This is a genomic window from Chitinophaga niabensis (genome assembly GCF_039545795.1).
GTDB lineage: Bacteria > Bacteroidota > Bacteroidia > Chitinophagales > Chitinophagaceae > Chitinophaga > Chitinophaga niabensis_B.
This window is the reverse complement of the sequence record NZ_CP154260.1, coordinates 2,876,233-2,899,587: the sequence shown is the minus strand read 5'-3', so window position 1 is coordinate 2,899,587 and position 23,355 is coordinate 2,876,233. Positions and strand designations below refer to the sequence as shown.

9 protein-coding genes are annotated in these 23,355 nt (G+C 44.1%); all 9 read left to right on the top strand.

Annotation, left to right across the window (positions count from 1 at the left end; translation table 11 throughout):
• The 9 genes from AAHN97_RS11375 (at nucleotide 1) to AAHN97_RS11335 (ending at nucleotide 23,337) form a co-directional block, all read left to right on the top strand.
• The gene (locus tag AAHN97_RS11375; protein WP_343307730.1) at nucleotides 1–495 is read left to right on the top strand and encodes a hypothetical protein; all 495 of its coding nucleotides are present in this window, start codon (nucleotides 1–3) and stop codon (nucleotides 493–495) included.
• On the top strand, nucleotides 492–7,979 hold the full coding sequence (locus AAHN97_RS11370) for a hypothetical protein (protein ID WP_343307729.1): 7,488 nt from the start codon (nucleotides 492–494) through the stop codon (nucleotides 7,977–7,979). Before AAHN97_RS11375 ends, AAHN97_RS11370 begins: the two co-directional genes overlap by 4 nt.
• A gap of 1 nt (nucleotide 7,980) precedes the next feature.
• Complete coding sequence (locus AAHN97_RS11365; protein WP_343307728.1) at nucleotides 7,981–8,769, top strand: hypothetical protein; 789 nt, start codon at nucleotides 7,981–7,983, stop codon at nucleotides 8,767–8,769.
• Nucleotides 8,770–8,786: 17 nt separating this feature from the next.
• Nucleotides 8,787–17,654, top strand: a complete 8,868-nt coding sequence (locus AAHN97_RS11360; RefSeq protein ID WP_343307727.1) for an RHS repeat-associated core domain-containing protein — start codon at nucleotides 8,787–8,789, stop codon at nucleotides 17,652–17,654.
• Between the two features lie 2 nt (nucleotides 17,655–17,656).
• Nucleotides 17,657–18,043 carry a hypothetical protein gene (locus tag AAHN97_RS11355; protein ID WP_343307726.1) on the top strand — a complete coding sequence of 129 codons (387 nt, stop codon included), beginning with the start codon at nucleotides 17,657–17,659 and terminating at the stop codon, nucleotides 18,041–18,043.
• 332 nt (nucleotides 18,044–18,375) lie between these two features.
• Nucleotides 18,376–18,780 (top strand): hypothetical protein, encoded by a 405-nt coding sequence (locus tag AAHN97_RS11350; RefSeq protein ID WP_343307725.1) that lies wholly within the window; start codon nucleotides 18,376–18,378, stop codon nucleotides 18,778–18,780.
• Nucleotides 18,781–18,893: 113 nt separating this feature from the next.
• The gene (locus tag AAHN97_RS11345; protein ID WP_343307724.1) at nucleotides 18,894–19,166 is read left to right on the top strand and encodes a hypothetical protein; all 273 of its coding nucleotides are present in this window, start codon (nucleotides 18,894–18,896) and stop codon (nucleotides 19,164–19,166) included.
• A gap of 133 nt (nucleotides 19,167–19,299) precedes the next feature.
• On the top strand, nucleotides 19,300–19,719 hold the full coding sequence (locus tag AAHN97_RS11340) for a hypothetical protein (RefSeq protein ID WP_343307723.1): 420 nt from the start codon (nucleotides 19,300–19,302) through the stop codon (nucleotides 19,717–19,719).
• Between the two features lie 48 nt (nucleotides 19,720–19,767).
• A complete protein-coding gene (locus AAHN97_RS11335; protein WP_343307722.1) occupies nucleotides 19,768–23,337 on the top strand; it encodes a PKD domain-containing protein in 3,570 nt (1,189 codons plus the stop codon).
• Nucleotides 23,338–23,355: the final 18 nt, after the last annotated feature.

Genomic DNA, 23,355 nt, shown 5'->3' with positions numbered 1-23,355 from the left:
ATGAAATATATTCTTGTGATGATCATTGGGGCGTTGATAGCTTGTTCCGGCAGCCGGCAGGATCGCATGAAAACATTGATGGGAGATTCTTTGAACGGTTTGTACCAGGTAAAGGAAATAAACGGGCATCAGTTCAGATTAACCTATCTGCCGGAGAAAGAAAAGGGCCAGGAGGAGTGGTGTTTTAAACTCAATGTGGAAGTATCTCCTGAAACGAAAGCATCGAAAGGAGAAAGCCAGCAGGCCAGTTATGGTTTGGATACACTTTTCGCTTTGGTGGCTGGTGCAGATACTTTATTGCCCGCACATACAATGCGTATCGCCAATGGAAATTTGAAAGGTATTGAATACATGATCATTTTTGAGAAGAAGAAATGGCAGGTGGAAAATGTGAAGTTTTGTTTTAGTGACTGGTTGTTCACCCACCGGTTTATTGAATTCCCTGTACAACTGCCTGCTATTAATAAGATTGATTCTATAAGCTCACGGATATGATAAGAAAAGCTGCAACAAAGAAAAACATTGCTTGTTTTTTTCTAGGGATCTTAACCCTGGAAGCATTGTTGCCATTGCGTTCACTGGCACTTACTTCCGGCCCTAAGCAGCCGGAAACATCGCAGTTTACGGCGGCAGGCACCAGCGATATGGTGGATCTGTCTACAGGAGATTTTAAGTATAATATTCCCCTGATAGACGTGGATGGTTATCCGGTGAACCTTAACTATGCTTCCGGTATCAGTATGGACGATGAGGCCAGCTGGGTAGGATTGGGATGGAACCTGAACGTAGGGGCTATTAACAGGAGTATGAGAGGTATTGCAGACGATGCCAGCGGAGATACGGTAGCAGTGGAAAGCTATATGAAGCCCAGGATCACGGTAGGGGGAAAAGTAACCGGCCGTGTTGAATTGACGGGAAATTCATTGGGGCTTAGTGGCTCGGGTAGTGTGAGTATTTTCAGCGACAACTATACGGGTTATGGAGCAGATGTCGGTATAGGCATGGGGATCTCACAGTCTGTGGCAATGGGCGGCAGTCAAACAGCCGGCTTAAAGGCGGGAGCAAGGATCTCTATGAACTCAAATACGCAGGATGGTGTTGGGGTAAACCCTTCGCTTTCTTTGTCTGTAAAGCAGCAAATGAGCGATGTACAAAGCGTTAGTGCAGGACTGTCTGCCAACCTGGGTTATAATACACGTGAAGGATTGAAAAGCACCACATTGGGTGCATCATTTGATTACAGCGATGGAATGGATGATGTTGATGATCTTTCGGCCAAAATCACTGCTACAGGCAGTACCGGCTACAGCACATCCTACTCAAATACCAGTTACAATACACCTCCGTTTTATCCCCGCACCACCACGGCATTTAAAACCAAAAGCAATTCCTATGGTTTTGATATTGGTGGATCAACATGGCTCTTATACCTGGGAGGGGGCCTTACCGGGTATAAAACGGTAAGGGAAGTGCTGCAGCCTGTTACTAAAACAAAAGCATATGGATTTATGTATGCAGAAGCAGGAAAGCAGGATAAGGACGCACTAATGGATTTTATGCGGGAAAAAGATAACCCGGTTGTTCCAAACCTGCCGAATCTGGCCATTCCCATTGCAACACCGGATCTCTTTACTTATTCCGGCCAGGCTGGAAGTGGGCAGTTCCGCCTTTACAGGGGAAATACAGGAACCTTTGCAGATGCGTTCACAGAAGATAAAACAGAAAGTGGCTCTTTGTTCACAGAGTATGGCTTTGGTACCTATTTCCATGGAGGGGCATCTTATGCGCAGCAAAATGTATCCAACAAAACAGGTAAATGGAAAACGAAAAATGATTTCCTTGCAAAAGGCGATTATCCTCGTTTAGATGCCCTGGGAGAGGAACAGGCTTACTTTAAGATGGTAGGGGAAAAGAATATGGACGACCCTACTTTTAATACGCGGATCCATAAGGATGAGCTGGTGAGAGTGGCCCTCAATGGCCGGCAGCTGACAGATCAGCTGGTAAAAGGGAATGACCCATATAATAGCCAGGTTACCACCAGCCCGCTGAGAAAGAAAGGACGTCAGTTGAGGCGCTCGCCTATTTTGGCCTTAACTGCTGAGGAAGCAGAATTTGCTGGTTTGGATAAGCAGATCAAAAGTTATCCCTTTAATCAACACCTCGCTTTTACACCACCTCCGTGTAATCAACCGGAAGTAATACCGTTCAATAGGAATGACACTAAGCAGGGAAAGAAAAAGCCACATCATCTGTCTGAAATTACGGTACAGGGTGATAATGGAAGCCGTATGGTATATGGGCTTCCGGTATATAATAACTTCCAGGAAGAATACACTTTTTCTGTAGAGGGTGCGCCTACCGACCCGAATGACAAAAATGCGAACCTGGTACCCTACCAAAAGCAAAACGGAAAGATCAAACATAAACATGATAAAACAGACCAATACTACAGGAAAGAGATGCAACCTTCCTATGCTACCGCACATCTCCTCACAGCAGTATTATCACCGGATTACGTGGATCTTGCAGATGATGGGATAACAGATGATGATCCGGGAACCGCAGTAAAGTTTAACTATTCAAAGCTGGGAGATTATAAATGGAGGACGCCTTTTGCAGCAGATAAAGCGCAATATAATAAAGGCCTTTATGCTGATGATTCGGATGATAAAGGGAATATTGTATATGGAGAAAAGGAGATATGGTATTTGCATTCCATTGAATCAAAAACCAAGATCGCTTACTTTATTACCGCAGACCGATTGGATGCTTTAGGAGTAACAAGTGAGCACGGAGGTATAAATACAGCCCTGAAACAGAAATGTCTTAAGGAAATCCGGATCTATTCCAAAGCAGATCTGACTGTGCCCATAAAGAAGGTAGTGTTTGATTATGGTTATACACTGTGCCCGGGAACGCCTAACTCCATTGCTCCCGGCAGCCAGGGGAAACTTACCTTAAACCGTGTTCATTTTGAATATAATAACTCGGTAAAAGGTCAATACCATCCTTATGTTTTCACTTATGGGGAAAATAAGCCGTACAGCTTCCTGTCTTCTGACCGCTGGGGTACTTACAAGGGAACAGCGGACAATGCAAACATCAATGAAGGCTTCCCGGAATTAAAGAACGATGAGTTTCCCTATACAGACCGGTCTGCCCTGGCAGATGAAAATGCAAAAGCCTGGCATCTTTCTAAAATTGAATTGCCTTCAGGAGGAGATATCCTGGTGGATTATGAATCAGATGATTATTCCTATGTGCAGGACAGGAAAGCCATGCAGATGACCCGTATTGAAGGATTGATCACAAATACGAACGGAGATCCGGCATTGAATTTAAGGGATGCACAAGGATTTAAATTCAAACTAACAGAAGCGCCTGAAGGTGTTCCTGCAGATGAAACTTTAAGAAGGAATTGGTTTATCAGGAATTATTTAGGCGGCAAGCCATATATCTATGCAAAATTATTTACGAATGTTTCTGATCATCCCTTGTCCGATAGTGATGAATACTATGATTATGTTCCTGGTTATGCGGAAATAAGCACAGTGAATTTTGATCCCTCTGATAGTAAGGTGGTATACCTCCTCTTTAAAACTGCTGAGGTAGGCAATATAACTGCTAATCCTTTTTCATTCGCAGCCTGGCAGAAGATGCGGCTGGAATACCCGCGTTATGCTTACCCGGGATTTAAGAACAGGATCAATGACGACAGGCCCGTGGCTGCTGCTGTAAGTGCTTTGGCCAATGCGATCGGTAATTTCTCCGAACTGCGGATGAATTTCAACAAGAGAGCCGTTAAAAAGCATTTTGCAGAGGCGATTAAGAAGGAGAAGAGTTTTCTGCGTATCGCAGCACCCAGTGCCGGCAAAAATGGAGGAGGTGTGAGGGTCAGTAAAATAAGGATCACGGATAACTGGGACCTGATGGCTGAAAATGCTGCGGGGGCAACATACGGGCAAAGCTACGACTATCGTATGATGGAAGAGGGGAAACTGGTGAGCAGTGGTGTGGCCACCTATGAGCCATCCATCGGCGGAGATGAAAATCCCATGCGGATGCCGTTACCCTATTCCCAGGAAAACATGTGGTCGCTCAGCAATGCATTTTACCTGGAGGAGCCTATGGCTGAATCCGTATTTCCCGCGCCACAGGTGGGTTACAGGAAAGTAACAGTTTCCAACCTTGCGGCAAACGGACAGGTATCCAACGCAATGGGCTCAACAGTCAGCGAGTTCTATACTGCGAAGGAATTCCCTGTTGTAGTAGCACAAACCAATGCAGAAAAGGCTGAATCCGAAACCAAAAGATGGTTTCCGTTCTTTGGATCTGATTACGCGCATGAACTGTATATGTCCCAGGGATATGTGATCTACCTCAATGATATGCATGGCAGACCATTCAGGGAAATCACAAAGAATAAAGCCGGTGAAGAAATAGCGTCTGTTGAATACATATACAATACTTACGATGATGGCGGACGTCTGCGGTTAAACAATGCAGATATCCCATACCTCTCAGAGTCTCATAAAGTACAGGGAGGATGGATGGCCCGTGAAGTGGAATTATTCGCAGATATGCGTGAGCAGGAAACCGGCAATATCAATAAGGTATATGAAGCCGGGGTAGATGTGATCCCTACTTTCCTGGGTTTCCCAACTCCTTTCCCGCATATTCCGGTCACGAGGGACAACGATTACCGTTTATTCCGTTCCGCCAGTGTGCTTAAAACAGTAGCGGATTATGGTGTAGTAAGGGAGGTTATCAAAACGGTGAATGGTTCTACCATTAAGACCACCAATTTATGTTTTGATCAGGAAACAGGAGAGGTGTTGTTAACTAAAACGCAGAACGAATTTGAAGATCCTATTTATACGTTGAACGTTCCTGCTTACTATGTGCATGAAGGAATGGGAATGGCCTATAAAACGCTGAACATGGTCCTCACGGATTTCAGAGTTGGGGAACAACGTGGAGAAATATCGTCTATTTATGAGGGGATCCTGGCTCCGGGAGATGAATTAGTTGATGGTGACGGCAGAAGGACCTGGGTGATCAGGTCTTCTATAAATGGAAGTGCGCCCAGGTTAAGGTTGGTGGATGTTGGAGGAAGGGTGGAAAATAATTACACCGCAGCTAAAGTGAAGGTCTGCAGGTCCGGTTACAGGAACCTGCTAACAGCATCAGGTGCAAGTTTTGTTACGTTGAAAGATCCAAGAGGAGAAGGAGGCACGGGTGACCTGTATAAATTCTTCAGCGGTGTTAATACGGAAGAATTCCCTATGCTGGATGCCAAGGCTGCCTTGTATCATGAAGCATGGGGTAAACCGGCTTCCTGTGTGAATAACAGCTGTCCGGAAGGATATGTGGATGCGGGTGACGGACTGGGTTGTGTATTACGGGCAAGACCTACTTTACTTTCCAGTGTTGTGACCGGAGATACTTATTGGGGATATGGAGATCATGGTGTGAGGTTATATAAAACCTATGCAGTTAATGATAATGCCGGACAGTATTTTGACCTTCGGGATAATTACTGGATGGGTGCCAGTACCAGCAGGTTATGGCAGGCTGGCGTCAAAATGCCTGGTGTTCCTAACAACACCTGGTGGGGCCTGGAAGCTTGTTTTACAGCGCCTGTAGCTGGTGTGTATTACCTGGGTTTTGCATCTGATAACTTTGGTCATTATTACATTGATGGTCAACTCAAAGCGTCACAGGTTGTCTTGCAGGCTGAATCCTCGTTATGGTGGCGGGTCATTAAGGTTGATCTGACAGCCGGAAAGCATACTGTGCGGATAGATGCAGCCAATGGTGGTAATGGTAGTGGTCCCATTGATAATCCTCAAGCTGTGGCAGTGGAGATCTATCAGGCAGATGAGAATGAAATGAGGGCTGGTTCATACAGCCTTAACAATAAGCGGATCTTTTCAACAGAATGGTTGCGAAATAACCCCAATGTATCATGCTTCAGATTATCCACTGCTCCCTTTGGTGTTAAATCCCAGGAGAGTTTCACCTGCAAGGCGGGGCAAACATTGAACATTTGCGATGGTACACCTAATTGTGGATATAAATTAAAAGGTGATTGTCCGGATGGATATAGGAAATCCGCAGACGGTATGGCCTGTATTCCAATCAGGGACAATGATGATCTGTCGCTCGACCTGAAAATTGGTTCGGTAACGGATAATAATTTCTATGATAAGGATGGTGCTATACTGTATGATGATAATTATTCTCCTTTAGTGATGACCAGCAGGTTTTGGGGCGGCGGCGGAAATGTAGATTGCACCCCGCCACCCGATCCGGAAAATCCGGGCGCCCCGGTTACGCCGAGAGTATGCGGACGGCTGAATAAATCAGGCGTAAGCCTTCCGGCAGGAACCAACCAGGGGCTGGGCAAGTGGTCTGGTGTTGAAGATTGTTTCAGGGTGTTTGAGGGGCAAGAACGGTTTTATGTAGGATTCTCTGCTAATTGCGAAATAAAGATCTTTTTTGATGATACAATATTCCAGCACAAAACGCTGACGGGTGCCCAATGGCAGATCTATCCCAAAGTATTGACGCCAGGTAATCATAAGCTAAGAATAGAAACAAGATCTGCATCATCTGCTCCGCAGGTTTGGGGATTGGAGACCTATCATGTTACCAGGCAGGATTTGATCAGTGCCACTGACGAAACGATTTATGGGGGATGGACCTCAGACTGGATGTACAATCACCCACACGGGCACCCTTATAACAGTTTCGTAAAAGATGATACTTACGGCGATATCATTAAAGCGAAATATAAGTGTGCAGGGCAACTATATAACATTTGTACGCAAACCTGTGATACTATTCCCAACGGTGCTGTGCTTAATCCTTACTACACCGGTTTCCTCGGCAACTGGGCGGTATGGAAAGAATACGCGTACCTGGATGCTAAGCCTGACAACGGTGTTTTTAATCCGAGTGTAAAAGATCTTGGTATCCGGCAAGCTGGAGCCTATGTTCTTAAGAAACCATTCTATGAGAAGCAGAGCAACGGAGTGTATAAAACAAGGGAGCATACCGGCGTTGTACCCGGATGGGTTGTGGTAAGAGAAGCAACCATGCAGGACAGAACAGCACAGGAACTGGAGAGCAAGGATGCGCTGAACAGGTATACCTCCGCCCGTTTTGGATTCAGGAACGTATTACCGGTAGCCGTTGCTTCCAATGCACGCCACAGGGAAATATTCTATGACGGCTTTGAAGATTATAAGTTTTACAATAACTGCATGGCCAAACCGAACTGTGATGTTGGAGAGTTTGATATCATGAAGGCCCTGGGTGCCGGTTATGCAACGCGCCTGGATGAAAGTGATGCACATTCCGGCAAGTATAGTTTAAAACTCAGCTCGCCAATCACCCTGAAAACATGGCAGTTTAATAATGAACATATGCCGGGGATCTATCTCAGCAATAATCCCAATGGGGAATTCTACAGGGCTGTAACCCCCTGGCTGGGACTTTGGGGATTTGCGCCCATGGATGGTAAACGATATGTTTTCTCTGCATGGATAAAAGATGGTGACCGGCTTTCAACTTCAAACGGTGGCATCCAGTTGAGCCTTAATGGAAGTCCTGTTCCTCTTCCTGATCAACCCGTACGTAAAGCTACCGTGGAAGGTTGGAAACTGGTGGAGGGGATAATTGAGACACCTCCTCCAAATGCTGATGGCCTTACCGAAATTGCCCTTACGATAAGCGGCCCTTCAAATCTTAAGATAGATGATATCCGCATTTTCCCATTTGATGCACAGATCAAAACATTCAGCTATGACGATATAACGTTACGCCTGATGGGAGAAATGGATGAGAATAATTATGCCACGTTCTACGAGTATGATAATGAAGGCTCTTTAACAAGGGTGAAGAAAGAAACGGAACGAGGTATAATTACCATTAAGGAAAGCAAAACAGGTTATAAGAAAAAAGCGCTTTAATATGAGATCGTTGAAACATATTTTGATCCTTGCTTTGATAATAGGTGCTGGTGTAACGGCCTGGGCGCTGACGCCTGTGATACGCAGGGCGTTTTTAAAGGAGCCTGAAGCCCTTCCCGTACAGGCGCCTGTTGCGGGAGATAGCTATACAAAGGAAGAGCGTGCACTTTTTGATACCCTTGGAAGTGTTTACAATAAGGTGGGGCAGTTGAGAACTTACCTGGCAGAAGGAAATATCAGGTTAATGGATAAGGCAGATACCGGCAAGTCCATTTTAACACCTTTCCGCTATTGCCACCAGGATTCGCTTACTTATTATAAACTGGGAGACCAGGAGATCATTGCCATTCCCGATCTGTCAATAACAGTGAACCACAGCGTTCATAAAATATTCATGTCTCCCAGGGGAAACAGGAACGCTGGGCCGCAGATCTTTATAAATGAAGAACAACTGGCGGCATTGAAGAAGGAACAGTATGTGATCACCAGGGAAGATATGGCCCCCTTAACCGTTATCCGCCTTACTAATGAAAACCACCGTAGTTGCCGTGAATACCGGGTGTCTTACGACAGCGCTATGTTTATCAGGCGTGTGTTTATGCGCATGTCTGATGAGGAAGATCCTGCTGATCGCTCCCTGGATAAATACATCACAGTTAGTATCAATAACTGGCAAACAGCCAATATCCCTGCTGAACTCTTTAAAGTAAGCAGTTATGTGCAAAGGAATGGTGATAACTGGGAGCCTGTGGCCGCGCTCCGTAATTACGAAGTGAAATATATCTATTAAGAACATCTATGTACCCGATGATAAAGTTATCAGTTATTCATAAATCAGTTATAACAGGTCTGTTGCTGTTCTTTGGCACCTTACTGCATGTATCTGCTGCTACAGAGCCTTACCAGCATACCTTGCAGGGTAAGATCAAAAAGGGAGATACACTGATAGTGAAGGATGAAAAATTCCGTAATGAAGCCTTTAACTGGTCGCTGATCAGGAATAAAACAGTAGATAACGTTATCACTTTCGGTTTTTACCGGGATACGGCAGGTTTGCCGCAAAAGTCGTTTAAATGTAAACTAGACCTCAAAGTAGAATACTGGAGCCAGCCCGATCAGATAGACCCGATCACCGAGGACCATGTTATCCTTGAAATTGGATATGATACGGCCGCAGGGGCCATTTACCAGGCGGAGAGAGCATATCGTTTCAAGAACGGACACCGTGTTAAGATCACCGTGAACGATATTACCAGTGCGGAACTGGGAGATGAATTGCCGCCTGTTTTTAAACTCACCAATATGGTGACTATCGACCGGCGCTATGACAGAGATCCTAATTCAACCAGCAAAATTCAACTTACGGTTACGCCAACTCCTTCAGAAAATACAGGTAACATAGCGCTGCGTTCGGTAATCAATCCGCCTGTTGAAGCAGGAGGAGAGGTGCTTGTAAACTGGACCGTAGACCTGCCAACTGAAGAATTTGACCTGGACTGGACATTTATAGATGAAGAATCAGTCTTTGGTGAACAACTCTCAGCTCCTGGCGGCACCGCCAACCATGAGATGTTCCGCAATAACTTTACCCGTGTAACAGTAAGTGCTGCGCAGGAATATCCTATTACACTTGTGCATCAATCCAAATTCCTGTTGATACGGATCCGCGGGGTGAGGCAAGCTGCGAATGGCCTGAGAGATGAAGATCAGGAATGGTCGGATATCTATGTGCATCCACTGAATAATCCCTGGCATCAGACCAACAAAAACTGGCAATACAGCGCTTCATTTGCAGAAGAAGGAAAGAAAAAAGAAGTGATCAGTTATGCAGATGGTGCTTTGCGGAACAGGCAATCTGTAACAGTGGCCAATCCCGGTGCTTCTGCTTCTGAGGGCTCACAGAAATTTGCGGTAGTGCAGGAAACTGTTTACGATGAATTCGGCAGGCCTGCGATGAGTATTTTACCTGCGCCTATAAAATCGAAAGAGATAAAATATTACCCGGGCCTTAACCTGAATGCAAACCTGCAGCCCTACAATTTCACTAATATGTATGGAACCTCACCGGGATCCCCTGATAAGCCGGATCCCCTGAGTACTACAGGAGGAGGTGCCTCAACCTATTATTCAGCCAATAATCCCTTTTTAGCGGATGATATTCGCTTTAAGTTTGTTCCGAATGCAAATGGATATCCTTTCTCTGTTACCCGCTACACACCTGATAACACAGGCAGGGTAAGCGTGCAGGGCGGAGTAGGGGAAATATTCCAGCCGGGGTCGAACGGGAAGGCTACTTTATTCTTTTATGGAAAACCGGAAGCCTGGGAACTGGACAGGTTATTTGGGAATGATGTAGGTTATGCGCATCACTATCAGAAAAAGATGACGGTAGATCCCAACGGCCAGGTAGCTATTGCTTACGAAGATGCTTCGGGCAAAACAATTGCCACTGCGCTTACAGGAGCCGCACCGGCGAATCTTATGCCACTGGGATCCCAGCCGGTTGTAGCCGCTAAAACCACACCTTTGCTGATACCTTCGCAGTTCAGATTCGACCCGACAAAGTTGACGCTTACTGCTACAGCCAACTACATGGTTTCTTTACCTAATCAGTCTTTTAAGGTGGACTATGTGGTAGAGCAATTGATCTCCAGGTATAGCAGCGCGTTAAGCGGGAATATATGCAGCAATTGCTATTATTCATTAAAGATCACTGTATCAGATGATGATGGGAACATTCAAACCGTTATTGCACAGCCTGCCGTTATAGGTAGTATGCTGAGCAACTGCGATCTGGAACAGCCCAAAGTGGAATCATTTAATTATACACCGGCTAAGATCGGCACCTATTATATCCGTTTTGAATTGGGAATGAGCGAAGATGTGATCGGTACTTATACAGACGATTTCATCAAGCGGAATAAAGACCTGAAAACTGAATTCCAGTTTTTGCTGGAGCAGTTGAATAGAATGGATTTTAAGAATTGCATCAGTGATTGCCAAACCTGTTTAGGCACCCTGGGTGAAAAAGCAAATTTCATGACCCGGGTACGGGAGCAGTTGCTTTTAAACCAGATCGATGTGGTTACTTACCGCACGCAGATAGATGCCTGGTCTGATGGCATGTATGATGTACTGTTTGCCTATTGCCAGAATATCCGTCTCACATGCTCGCAGTCTCCCTGCGATGAATATAAAACACTGATGTTGGCGGATGTTAGCCCTGGAGGGCAATACGCTCTTTTTATGGCTGACGGTACTGCATTGGAACCAACGTTGAATGTAATCTCTAAGTACTGGCGTTCGGAGGTATTTATTCCTTCCGGTCCGGCAGATCCTAATTACCAGGCGACACTGATCAAAAAGGATGATGGCTCATTTACCTCCCCGTACGATGCAAACTTTTCAATAGTTGATCTGATAAAATATTGGGACCCTGCATGGGCAAACCTGTTTCTTCAATATCATCCGGAGCGATGCGCACTTACTTTTTGTGAAGATAATGCCCAATATATCAGATGGGATCAGCGATTAAAACAGGAAATTCAGACAGCTGCACAACTCACTTCACTGCAACCGGGTTTACAATACCTCCGGGATCAGGCGGACTGGCTGGTAAATGCGGATCCTTATTTCCAGAGTGGTGGAAATGGTTTTGCAGATGCAGCAACTTTCCGCCAGGCACTTTTGAACTATTCACAGAAATACCCTAACCAATTTCCAACGGTAAAGAGTTTAACACAGTATGTAGACTATGTACTCTATTGCGCGGATCCTTTTGGAAGCACCAACACCAGCAGCAATGAGGATAAGTGGGTTAATTGTACCCCAGATGTTAATTGCCGGGTTATAGACCGTGAATGGGAGTTGTACCGCGATAAGTACCTCCAGTTGAAAGAAGAATTCTATCAGAATAAACGGAATGGTGAAGGGGGAGAGTGTGCGAACAAATGTATACCCGGCAAATTGGTTTCAGTAGAAAATATATGCCCGGATCCGGCGAGTTTTTCTTTTTACCAGGAGGGAGCCACTTCAGGAGGTATGAAAACACTGAAGGTGAAGTTTGAAGGAAACATGCAATGGGCTGCCTTCAAATTATATCTCACATTGCCAGCTGAGTATGCGAGTGCAGGAAATGAAAAGATAGTTAATCCAAAGACATTTACATGGTCAGTACCTGAAGGTTTACAATTGAATGATATCGTTATCAACAGGGCTGAATGTATCCCTCTTTCTGCTGGTGATTTACCATGTAATGGCAATGCAGGCGTAATAAACCTTTCATCGGCTAATGGTAAAAAAACAGGTGAGTTTAGTTTTACTGATCTGGTGGGTGGATCAACCACAACTTATCATATCGTAAAAGGTTACTCAGATGATCAGCCGATATTGACAGATTATTGTGCTGGTGCTACTGCTGTTTATTATAACTGCCTGCAGGTGAAGATAGGTGCAAATCCTTACCAGTTTTTCAATGTATGGGTGGTAACCTGTACAAATATTGCTGGAAGGAGCATGAACATGAATATGCCACTGAACTCCGTGGCTGCCATGGATTCTGAGACCTGCGGATATGAATATGGACATTTTGATGTAACGACTGAATCTGCCGGTCCTGATAATTTCAGGGTTAAGATATATTCCCGTGCAGTACCGGCTAATACAGATAACATACTGTTGTCTGTGGTGTATTTGGTCCAATTCCAGGGAGGCAGTGAACAGGAAGTATTTACTTTCCATATGCCGCTTGAGCAGAATACAGTCAAATATGGCGGGACGTATAACAACAATGGCACTCTCGGCCAGTTTATCAATATCACTTACTTAAGTATGGAATGTGAGGTCATTCCCCCTGGTGGTGACCCCTGCGATCCTTTACTTGTAAATAAAACTCCGCGTTTTACTACTATAGCTCCTAATGCATCTGCTGATGCAGATCTTAATCAGCTGAACACACAGGCATTGGCTGGGATACAATCGCAGATTGATGTAAACTGCGAAGAAAACGCAGAAACATGGTTGCTGCAAATGGAGGATTGTCTCCGGGAAAAAACTACACTTCTTACTTATAGTGCCAAACGCACTGCATTAAAAGAAGGGTTTATTGCCGTGTGTAAACTGGGCGGTGATCCTGATCATATTTATGGCGCCAGTACTGCGCCTCCCGGCAAGTCCACCACAGTTGGCGGATATACCTCTTTCGGAGATGTTATTCAACAGGTATTGAACGTTCCTGCGTACACTATGGAATGTAATCCCTGGCTGATAGACGGCCCGTATCCGTATAAAGCAAAGATGCAGGGTACTACTACTGTTATAGGTAATACAAATACAGCCATTTGTGAAAAACTCGGAAAGCTTATCGAGGACCATTCAATAAATGGAGCAGGACAGTCCTTCTACCAGTTTGTGAAAAACCGCTTTGGAGATGGTGTAAACGTGACAGAAGCAGAACTTGCCATGCTGGTGAAAGGTTGTACCAATTGCAGGTACTTACTGGAAAAACCGGTGGAACTCCCAGTATTCCTGGACCCAGGTGCAAAAGGCTGTATCAGTTTCCAGGAATACAACAATGCGAAGTCCGCTTTTAACGCAGCTTTAGGTGGGGCTCTAAATCTATCCAACGAAAATTACGAAAGGATGCTGGCTACCTATATGAATCACCAATGGGGATTCACCATGGGCTATGATCAGTATAAAGCCTACGAGGATCTGCTGGCAGTACAACCTTCTGCGGGCTTATGTAACCAACCTGCTTTTGCAGGAAAAGTGAACGACGATCCCCTCGTTTGTTTGATGGGATTAGTGAACGATGCTGCACAGCAGGCAAAATATATGTATGCGAAATACATAGAGGATGAACGAAGGAAATTCAGGAAGAAATATGTAGAGGTTTGTGGAAATACAAAAGCGCGTGCAACGCTGATTGCTCCGCAACAGATCTATCACTATACACTTTATTACTACAACCAGGCAGGTCAATTGATCCGCACCGTTCCTCCTGAAGGTGTGAACCCCTTGTCAGATGCAGATGTAGCAAAGGTGCAGGAAGCCCGTAGTGGTACTATTCAGGCTTGTGGTACCTATGCTGGTCCCGGTGTGGAAGCAAATAAAGAAACTGTGGCAAATGATCTCGGCCACGTGATCAACAACGGGCCGGGTGCACTGGAATTCTGGTTACGTAATACTGGTTTCGGACCTATGCAGGTGCTGCATACTTCTAATGGCACTAAGAAATACATGTTCAACACTTGTCTCAATGGCAACTTCCTGAATGTGGATGTATACGAGCTGGTGCCCGGTGGTAATGAAGTGAGTGTGATCCTTACCCACCATACTGCGGTAAATGTGCAGGGCGCATTGCCATTGAAAGAGTGGACACATATAGTAATGCAGGCCTCCAACCTGCTTACAGATAACCTGCAGATCTATGTAAACGGGGTTTCTTGCCCTGCCGCACCTGAAGCTCCTGCAAGCAGTTGTGGTTTTGACCTGGCTGTTGGTTCCGGAGGGGTTGTGTATCCTGAAAACTATACTGCTGTAAGGCATTTAAGAACATATACTTCTGTATTGTCCGCTGTTAATGTGGGAAGATTATATGCGAACACCTGCATGATTGCTGATGGGGCGGAGAATCCTGGTAATTTAAGGTATTCATGGGCGCAGTTTAACGTTCCTCCTGCTGAACCAGGGGGAGGTGGCCCTACTTCCGGAATAGCCGTAAATGGTGTATACCCAGACCATAAGATGACTACCAATTATGCCTATAATACTTTAGGGCAGGTAGTGAAACAGAAAACCCCGGATGCAGGGATCTCTAACTTCTGGTATGATTACCTGGGGCGTTTGGTACTGTCACAGAATGCAGAGCAGCTGGCACCGGTGCAGGAAGATGCAATTGCCAACAGGTATTCTTACACTAAGTATGAGCGGCTAGGACGTATCGAAGAAGTGGGAGAGGTCTTGAATCTTGGTGCGCTTCCTGCAGCACCTTTCCTTCCGCTGTGGCAATCCGATGGTTTAATAAATGCAGGTACACGTCAGCAGATTACTAAGACTTACTATGATGTAAAACCTTCGGAGCTGAGTTCCCAACCGCTGGAAAACTTACGCAAGAGGGTAGCGGCTTCTATGTATCTGGAAAACAGTTCTGCTGTGCCGGATCAAATGACTTACTATAGCTATGATGCGATAGGGAATGTGAAAACCCTGTGGCAGAAGATAAACGGGCTGGATGTTAAACGGATGGATTATGACTATGACCTGGCGAGTGGTAAGGTAAATATGGTCAGGTACCAATTGCCGGAGAACAACGACCGGTTTATGTATGAGTACAAGTATGATGCAGAAAACCGGCTGGTGAAAGTGAATAATGGCTTTATGAATGGAGGATGGGCTATGCAGAGCTCTAAGACGCAGGCAGCATATGTTTATTACCCTCACGGACCTTTAGCTCGCATGGAATTAGGTGGCGAGAACGATATTCAGGGGGTGGATTATGCATATACACTGCAGGGATGGCTGAAGGGGATGAATGGTAATTTCCTGAACAAAGACGATGATATGGGGAGGGACGGCTCTTCCCTTACTGGCGGCAAGCCATTTGCCCCTGACGCCATGGCCTACTCCTTGAATTACTTTGATGGGGACTTTAGGGCTATTGCAGCGCCTACAGCCTTTGCTTTAGAGTACCAGCGGCCTGCAACATATGATGGGAAACAGCTGTTTAATGGGAATATCGCCGGAGCTATCTTAGCACTTAGTGAGCGGGGAAGCGGTGCCCCTGTTGGTTATACATATGTATATGACCAGTTGAACCGGCTGAAGCATATGCGTCAGCAAAATATTACCAGCACCACCTGGGTTCCCCGCGCAAATCCTGATGATAGTCCATTTATGGAAGATATCAGCTATGATGGTAACGGGAATATCTTAAAGTATATAAGGAATGGAAGTGGGGTTGGAAAGCCATTAGGTATGGATAATCTCACCTATGCCTATGAAACCATTGCAGGGGAAAAGACCAACCGACTGGCGAGTGTAAAAGATGATTTCCCGGTAGGTGGCGGAACCTCTGAGTATGAAAATGATCTTGAGGGTTTAAGAAGTTATAGTTACGATAAAATTGGTAACTTAATTGCTGAAACGGCTACTGATAAGATTTTCTGGACAGCTTATGGCAAGATCAGTAAAGTACTGAAGAATAATCAACGTTTTCTGGAGTATAAATATGATGTTGGCGGCAACCGGGTGAGTAAGGCATATTACCGAGACGGACCAACTTCAAATCCAATTATCACCTGGTATGTTAGAGATGCACAGGGGAATACTTTGGCTACTTATGAAAAGGATCAATCAGGGGTAATAACCTGGAAAGAGCAGCATTTATATGGCAGTAGCAGATTGGGGCTTTGGGAACCCCAAATGAATATTGCCGAGAATAAAGTAGATGAAAAATGGATGGGTGAGGGGAGCAGGGTGTATGAGCTTACGAATCATTTGGGGAATGTGATCTCTGTTCTGTCAGATAAAAAGTTGGGGACACCAACTAATCGTACGCTTGATGTGATCAGCATGCAGGATTATTATCCGTTTGGGATGCCTATGGAGGGAAGGTATGGCTTGATTGCGGGAACAGGGCCAGGGATGAAATCGGGCTATAGGTATGGGTTTAACGGGAAGGAGAATGATAATGAGGTGAAGGGTGAGGGGAGCCAGCAGGATTATGGGATGAGGATTTATGATGCGAAAGTGGGGAGATTCCTATCAGTGGATCCTATTACAAAAATGTATCCGGAATTGACGCCTTATCAATTTGCAAGCAATACGCCAATAATGGCAATTGATATAGACGGAAATGAAGCTTTTGTGAAGACAAATTGGTATGATAAAGAAAGTAAATTGTACCGAACTGTTTTTGAGTTTGATGAGTCGGCAGCAAAACTTCAGGGTGATCTTATACACGAAGTAAATAATTTTGCACTACCAGATAGACGTGGGTCTATTAGTCAAACCTCTACTGCCAATTTTTCACCACTTGATTTTCTTAAGCAAGATGCTCCATATATGAATCTAAATTTTAATGGAGAATATGAACCTATTAAGGGCAACTACCCTGTTTACGACTCCAAATCCAGTGGCCAATCGTTAATGGCTAAATTTGTTATGGGGACAGGCAGTGAAAACAGCGTTGTGTACGGGGGGAAAATTATAGATGATCTAAAAGCATCAGAATCTGTAAAGAGTCTTAAATTGGCCGCGTTTCAAAATTTTTACCAGGACGGTAAACTTAATGCAGGAGAAAGCTTTTCAACATTTTATCATATGGAAAAAGGAAAAGATGGGGTAGAGATATGGGCAAAAGCGATTTCTCAAATATTGCCTGGGCCGTTTCAAGAACCACCAGATGAAAATGAGGCTCTGTCAATTCGTCACTTTATGGGAAGTTATGCGTTTAATGCGTTTGTATTGGATGATGGGAAAACTATTGTGTATACTCTTAGTGATTCCAAAACCTTAGAATCGTTAACAGATCATCAATTTGGTGATAATAGCATTAATAGAAATGGAGGACGAACTCCATTTGGCACAACTTATCAGAAATATATCTGGACAGAACAGGCAAATATGAATTTTATTGAGATATTAAAACCTACTTCTAATTCAAATAAATAAGCATGAAATCGTTTTTAAGTGTATTAATTATTTTTAGCTTGGTTTTTCAGGTATCGTGTATTGATATGTTCAATAACGATAAAATTGAAATTGGAACACATGAATTAATTCTTTTTCATTCAAGTGATATGAAAGGATATTTTTTAGGTAAGAAAATAAATGAAAGTAGCTCTCAAATTATTATTGCCCCCTCTGTTGTATATGTAGAAGGTAATGATTCAATTCTTCTGGCAAAAAAGATTGTAAGTAATAATAATACCGATACAACATATTACAAAATTATTCTGTCGGAAATAGGTGTAAAAGAACCTGTTATCTTGGATAATCAGGAATATGTTAATATACGTGGTTTAATTAACATCAAATATGGAGTATCAACTATCAAGTAAATGAATCAGTATAAACGATATTCTGGTATAAATACAAGGCTATTGTCCTAGGCTGGTCAAGGCTTGTATGATGGCTGAGTGTATGCTTGGCTGGCGCAAGTCTTGTGCGATGGCTTTGTGCGTGAGCTGACTTGTGCCTTGGTATTATTTGGTTCATTTTAATATTAAAGTTCTTTGAAATAATAACGCAAATACTCCAATGGGGAATTATTGTTTAACTAATTAAACTGTTGTGATATGAGTAGCAAGTATAAATTCGGGAATAGTTCAGGTCTGCTTTTATATTTAATTAGTGCATGAGACTTGTATCACTAATGGCTAAATAATATCAAATGGAATTTATAGGTTTTATTAACGAATGTGATAGAAATATTAGAAGTGCAAGACCTTTCAAAGAAATGTTTGTGACTTCAAACGTTGATGAAGAAGCTAGAAAGAAATTTATTGAGTATTTGGCTAAGGGGCAATTTTTTGGAGGCGTTATGACTTATATGAGAGATTTGATAGATGGCGAAGATATTGGACCGATGAATTATTACACTGATGGTAAATACATATGGCCGGTATACTATCTTTTTTATTTAAAAAAGTATCCATCATTCTGTGTTTCGAGTGAAATGATTGCATATTTGGAAACAGTTGATTACTCATTTAGAGAATTGGATAATCAAGAATTAGGTAAAATAGATATCATTTTCGCGAATGAGTGGACAGGGAGATATGGGACTGAAAAATAAACAGCAAAAGGTCTTGTGCCTTGGGAACTATATCTTTTATTGTTTAAGAAGTTCTTTGAACGTTATAGTCATTAAACCGGGCATGATCAAGGTGTGAAAAATTTCGTTCCTATATGAAATTAATTGGAAGTAGTACTATGAAAGCAATGAGAAAAATACAGGTATTGAAAATGGACAAGTATGAACCTGTAGGAATTATTGCAACTATTTCCTTCCTTGATGGAGGGCTACCTAAGATTGGCGATATCATTGAGTACCAGGATGAGCGTTATAAGATTAATGGTGTGATTTTTTCTGGTAGTTCTAAAAAGATTAATGATAATTGGGAGAATGGGATTTATGACTGTAATATCGAGAAATTAAATAATGACGGGTTTTTAATTTAGTACATGAGAATGATTTTATATTTTTTAATACAGGAGATAATTTAGGAAAATGTGAATGTAGAAAATGTAGACCATTAACCCAGGGCAATAAACACCCCCGGCAACCACAATACCTAACAAAGCAGAATGCAGCATGTTAAGCAGAGAAAATTACAGATTAAAACCAGATACCCCTGGTCAATTGGGTAACAAAACAATACTGGATAACCGGACTCATCCTCCGCACATCGAAAATCTTCATTTTATTTTCGATGATTGGTTTGAGGATGATCTGATTGAATGTTTCCCTTGTTTCTTAATAACGGAAAGATTATTGAATAAGCTGGAAGGCTTAAAAGGATATATCATAAAAGATGCAGAGGTAGAGTTTTCACCGCAGTTCTATGATCTGAATGGAAACAAGAAGGTGCCCCCTTTTAAATGGCTCTACATAAATGGAACATCAGGAGATGATTTTTTCATAGATGAAGAGAATTATTTAGTGGTATCAGCCACAGCCTATGAACAAATAAATAAAGAAGGAAATATCAGTAACTGCGAAGTTCAGCAATAAAGCCTGAGCCAACATATAAAAATTGAATGCTCGAAATACTTATACACTATGAAACGTGCACTTTTCACCATCGCGTTGTTAATGCAATGCCTGTACCTTTTCTCTCAATCATCCGTGATTCAGGTGAAACAAGACAGCGTAAAGATCCGCAATGCAGAACTGGTCATTGAAAGCAGGACCAAGGACATCCCTGGTGTACTGTACAACAGCGGAAACGGCAGGACCGAATTCCGCATGATCCAGCTGCAAAACCTGGGAGATACTGCCCTGGCTATTGTGGGCCAGGATACTTTAAAGTATAGCGGCATCGGTGGAGCTAATGGGAAAAGTGTGCAGTTTAAAACCGGGGTCAGCCAGGGATATCCTGGTGTAGGTGACAGTATCTACACCAACTCAGACTTTACAGGTAAAAACGTCAAAGTCTGGCGTAACGGCGTGTTCCAATACAGGGACCTGAACGATGGTATACTGGTAGATAGCACCATCGGTAAAATTACTTTCCGGCCTGCGCTGACGCAGGGCGAGCGGGTGTATATTGAAGCAATGTCCGGCATCAGCCTGGTGTTTATATATCCCCCGGCAGGGTTCTTCACCAACCTTACGCAACTGAATGCCGGTGCTTTTGATCATGGTAATAATACTTTTACCCTTCGCTGGGCAACCAATAATAATACGCTGAGCCTTTCACCCCGTGTGGTTGGGCTTGGTTCTTCCACACTGGCAGGGTATGGGCTGAATGCTCCGGACAGGCTGGGGGATAAGATCGGTGCCTGGTTTAATAGTAATACTTCCGGCGCTTCATGGAACAACCTGGCCGTTGGCGGATATAGCAGTGTGAACTTAATGCCTGTTTCACAGGGCGGCACAGCAGGTACTAACATCGACAGTGCACTGAAATATAATCCTGATTTCCTCTTTATTTCCCTGCCTTCCAACGATGTGGGGAACGGGCTTAGCAATGCGCAGATCCTGGCTAATTTAAAGAAGCTGGATACCATGGCATTAAATAAGGGTATTCCCATTCTCTGGGAAACAACACAACCGAGGCATCAGTTAAATGCAGCACAACAAACGCAACTGAAAGTAATTGCAGACAGTATCCGTGCCATCTGGCCCAAACGTTTTGTGGAAGGATTCACTAACATCGTAGACGCAAGCGCTGCTACGGATGCGGTGATCAAAACGGAATACTCATATGGGGATGGCGTTCATCTGAATGCACAGGGTGTATTGCAAATAGCCAGTAGTTTATTTGCGCGTTTTCAATCTTATTTTCAACCGATCATTGGTGTGAGCGGATATACAGTGGAAGCATCTGCAAATGGCAGCAGCTGGTCGCAGTTTGATGAGGTCACCAATCCTGTGATCGTAAAGAAAAGCTATACGAAACCAACGGGCGGGATACAGTATTTCAGGGTGAAAGCAAATTATACCAATGGTACCTCTTCTTCTTACTCCAACATCGCTACCTATTTTGGGAATGGTGGTGGCACCACTCCGCCGGTAACAGGAGACCCTAACCGGATCCTGGTGGACCTTGGAGGAGATAGTGTAAATACAACCGGTGTTGGCGGATTAATAGGACAAACTACTATTTCTCCGGATGCAGCGGGGAATTACTGGAATAACTGGTATGGCTCCGGCGGGGCTACGGGATTCAGGGATAACTCCGCTATCAGCAATCTGGTAACTGCAAATAATACCGCCACCGCTGTTTCTTTTAGAATGATAGGAGAACCTTCCGGTAACCAGGTAGTAACCAATGGTACAAGCGGTATTAACGCTGCCGGGTTCTATGCTGCTGCCATGGGATATCCTGGTACGGCGCTATCTGATAATATGTTCCTGCATAACTCTATCTATCCAAATGGTACTACACTTCGTATTGAAGGATTAACTACTTCAAAAACCTATTCCATTAAGTTATGGGGAGCAAGGGTAGATCCTGTTAACAATGCATCAAGGATCCTTGAATCAAAATTAGGTACAGAAGCAACATGGGCAAATTCCAAAACAATGGAAACCTATTATGGTTCCGGCGCACCAGCAGATCTGAACAGGGCTATCGTATATTCAGGCATAACAGGTACGGGTGCAGTAGATATTAATCTTCGCCCTGCTACCGGTAGTACCTATGCACACTTAAGTTTTGTAGATATCAGCATAGCAGATGCACCTGGCACACCTACAGTATTTGTGACAGATGCCAGTATAACATTGCCCACCAACAGTGTTGCACTGACCGGTAATGTAAACGCGAACGGCAGCACTATTACAGGTTACCAATGGACGCAGATCTCAGGGCCCAATACGGCTACGATGGGTACGAGCACAGCTGTGAATTGTACAATGGGAGGGCTTATAAGCGGATCTTATGTATTCCGTTTAACGGTTACTGTTTCCGGCGGTGCTACCTATAGTGACGATGCTACGGTAACGGTGAATGCTAATACTCCTCCTACAATCACTGTGGCAGACGCTACTATTACACTACCCACTAACAGTGTTGCGCTGACGGGTAATATTACCGCAAACGGAAACACATTTACGGGTTATCAATGGACGCAGGTTTCCGGGCCTAATACGGCTACGATGGGAACACCTACTGCAACCAGTTGTACGATGGGAGGGCTTACCAATGGCGTGTATGTGTTCCGCTTAACAGGTACTGTTACGGGTGGTGCAACATATAGTGATGATGCTACTGTAACCGTGAATGCCAGTTCAGGTACTGCACCTACGATAACCGTAGCGGATGCCAGTATTACACTGCCAACCAACAGCGTATCATTAACGAGCACCATTAATGCAAATGGGAATACGATCACGGGTTACCAATGGACGCAATTGCCGCTTACCCAATTCCCACTAACCCTGCCCCAGGGTGAAGGCGGCCCCAATACAGTTACATTCGGAACGGCTACTGCAGCGAACACCACTGTAGGTGCGCTCACCAATGGTGTGTTTAAGGTCCGTTTAACGGTAACCGTTTCAGGTGGTGCAACTTACAGTGATGATGCTACGATAACAGTGCTTCCTGATAATGGTGGTCTGAAAACGTTACGTGCTTATTTCTCGAATGCAGCGGCGCCTGTCATTCCGGGTTGGATGAACGTTAACGGAGCCGTAACGGGAATGAACATTTCTGTTACAGACCCAACTACAAGCTGGACCATCAATAACGGAGGTAATACAAGTATTTACTGGACGGGCCTTGCCGGTGTAAACTCAGCGGATAATGCGGGTATGGTCACAGGGAATAATTCAGGTATAGTACCTGATATTGCGCTAAACAGTTACTGGTTTAACTACAGTTTGAAATACAGTACAAATGATAACCTGCTGATCACAGGGCTGAACCCATCTAAAACATACACCTTAAAACTGGTGGGCTCACGTAGTACTGCTGCTACAGCCCCACGTTATGCTGCATGGCGCATTAATGGCGGGTCTGAATTATTGCAGAATGCATTGGGTAATACTTCTGCACAGCAGGTTGTTACCGGTGTGGTGCCTAATTCATCAGGGGTAATAAGGATTGCTGTTTATCCACCGGTGGACCATACAACAAACGGAGAGTTTTCTTACATCAATGCGCTGATCATCCAGGAGAATTAATCAATAAAAAGTCCTGAT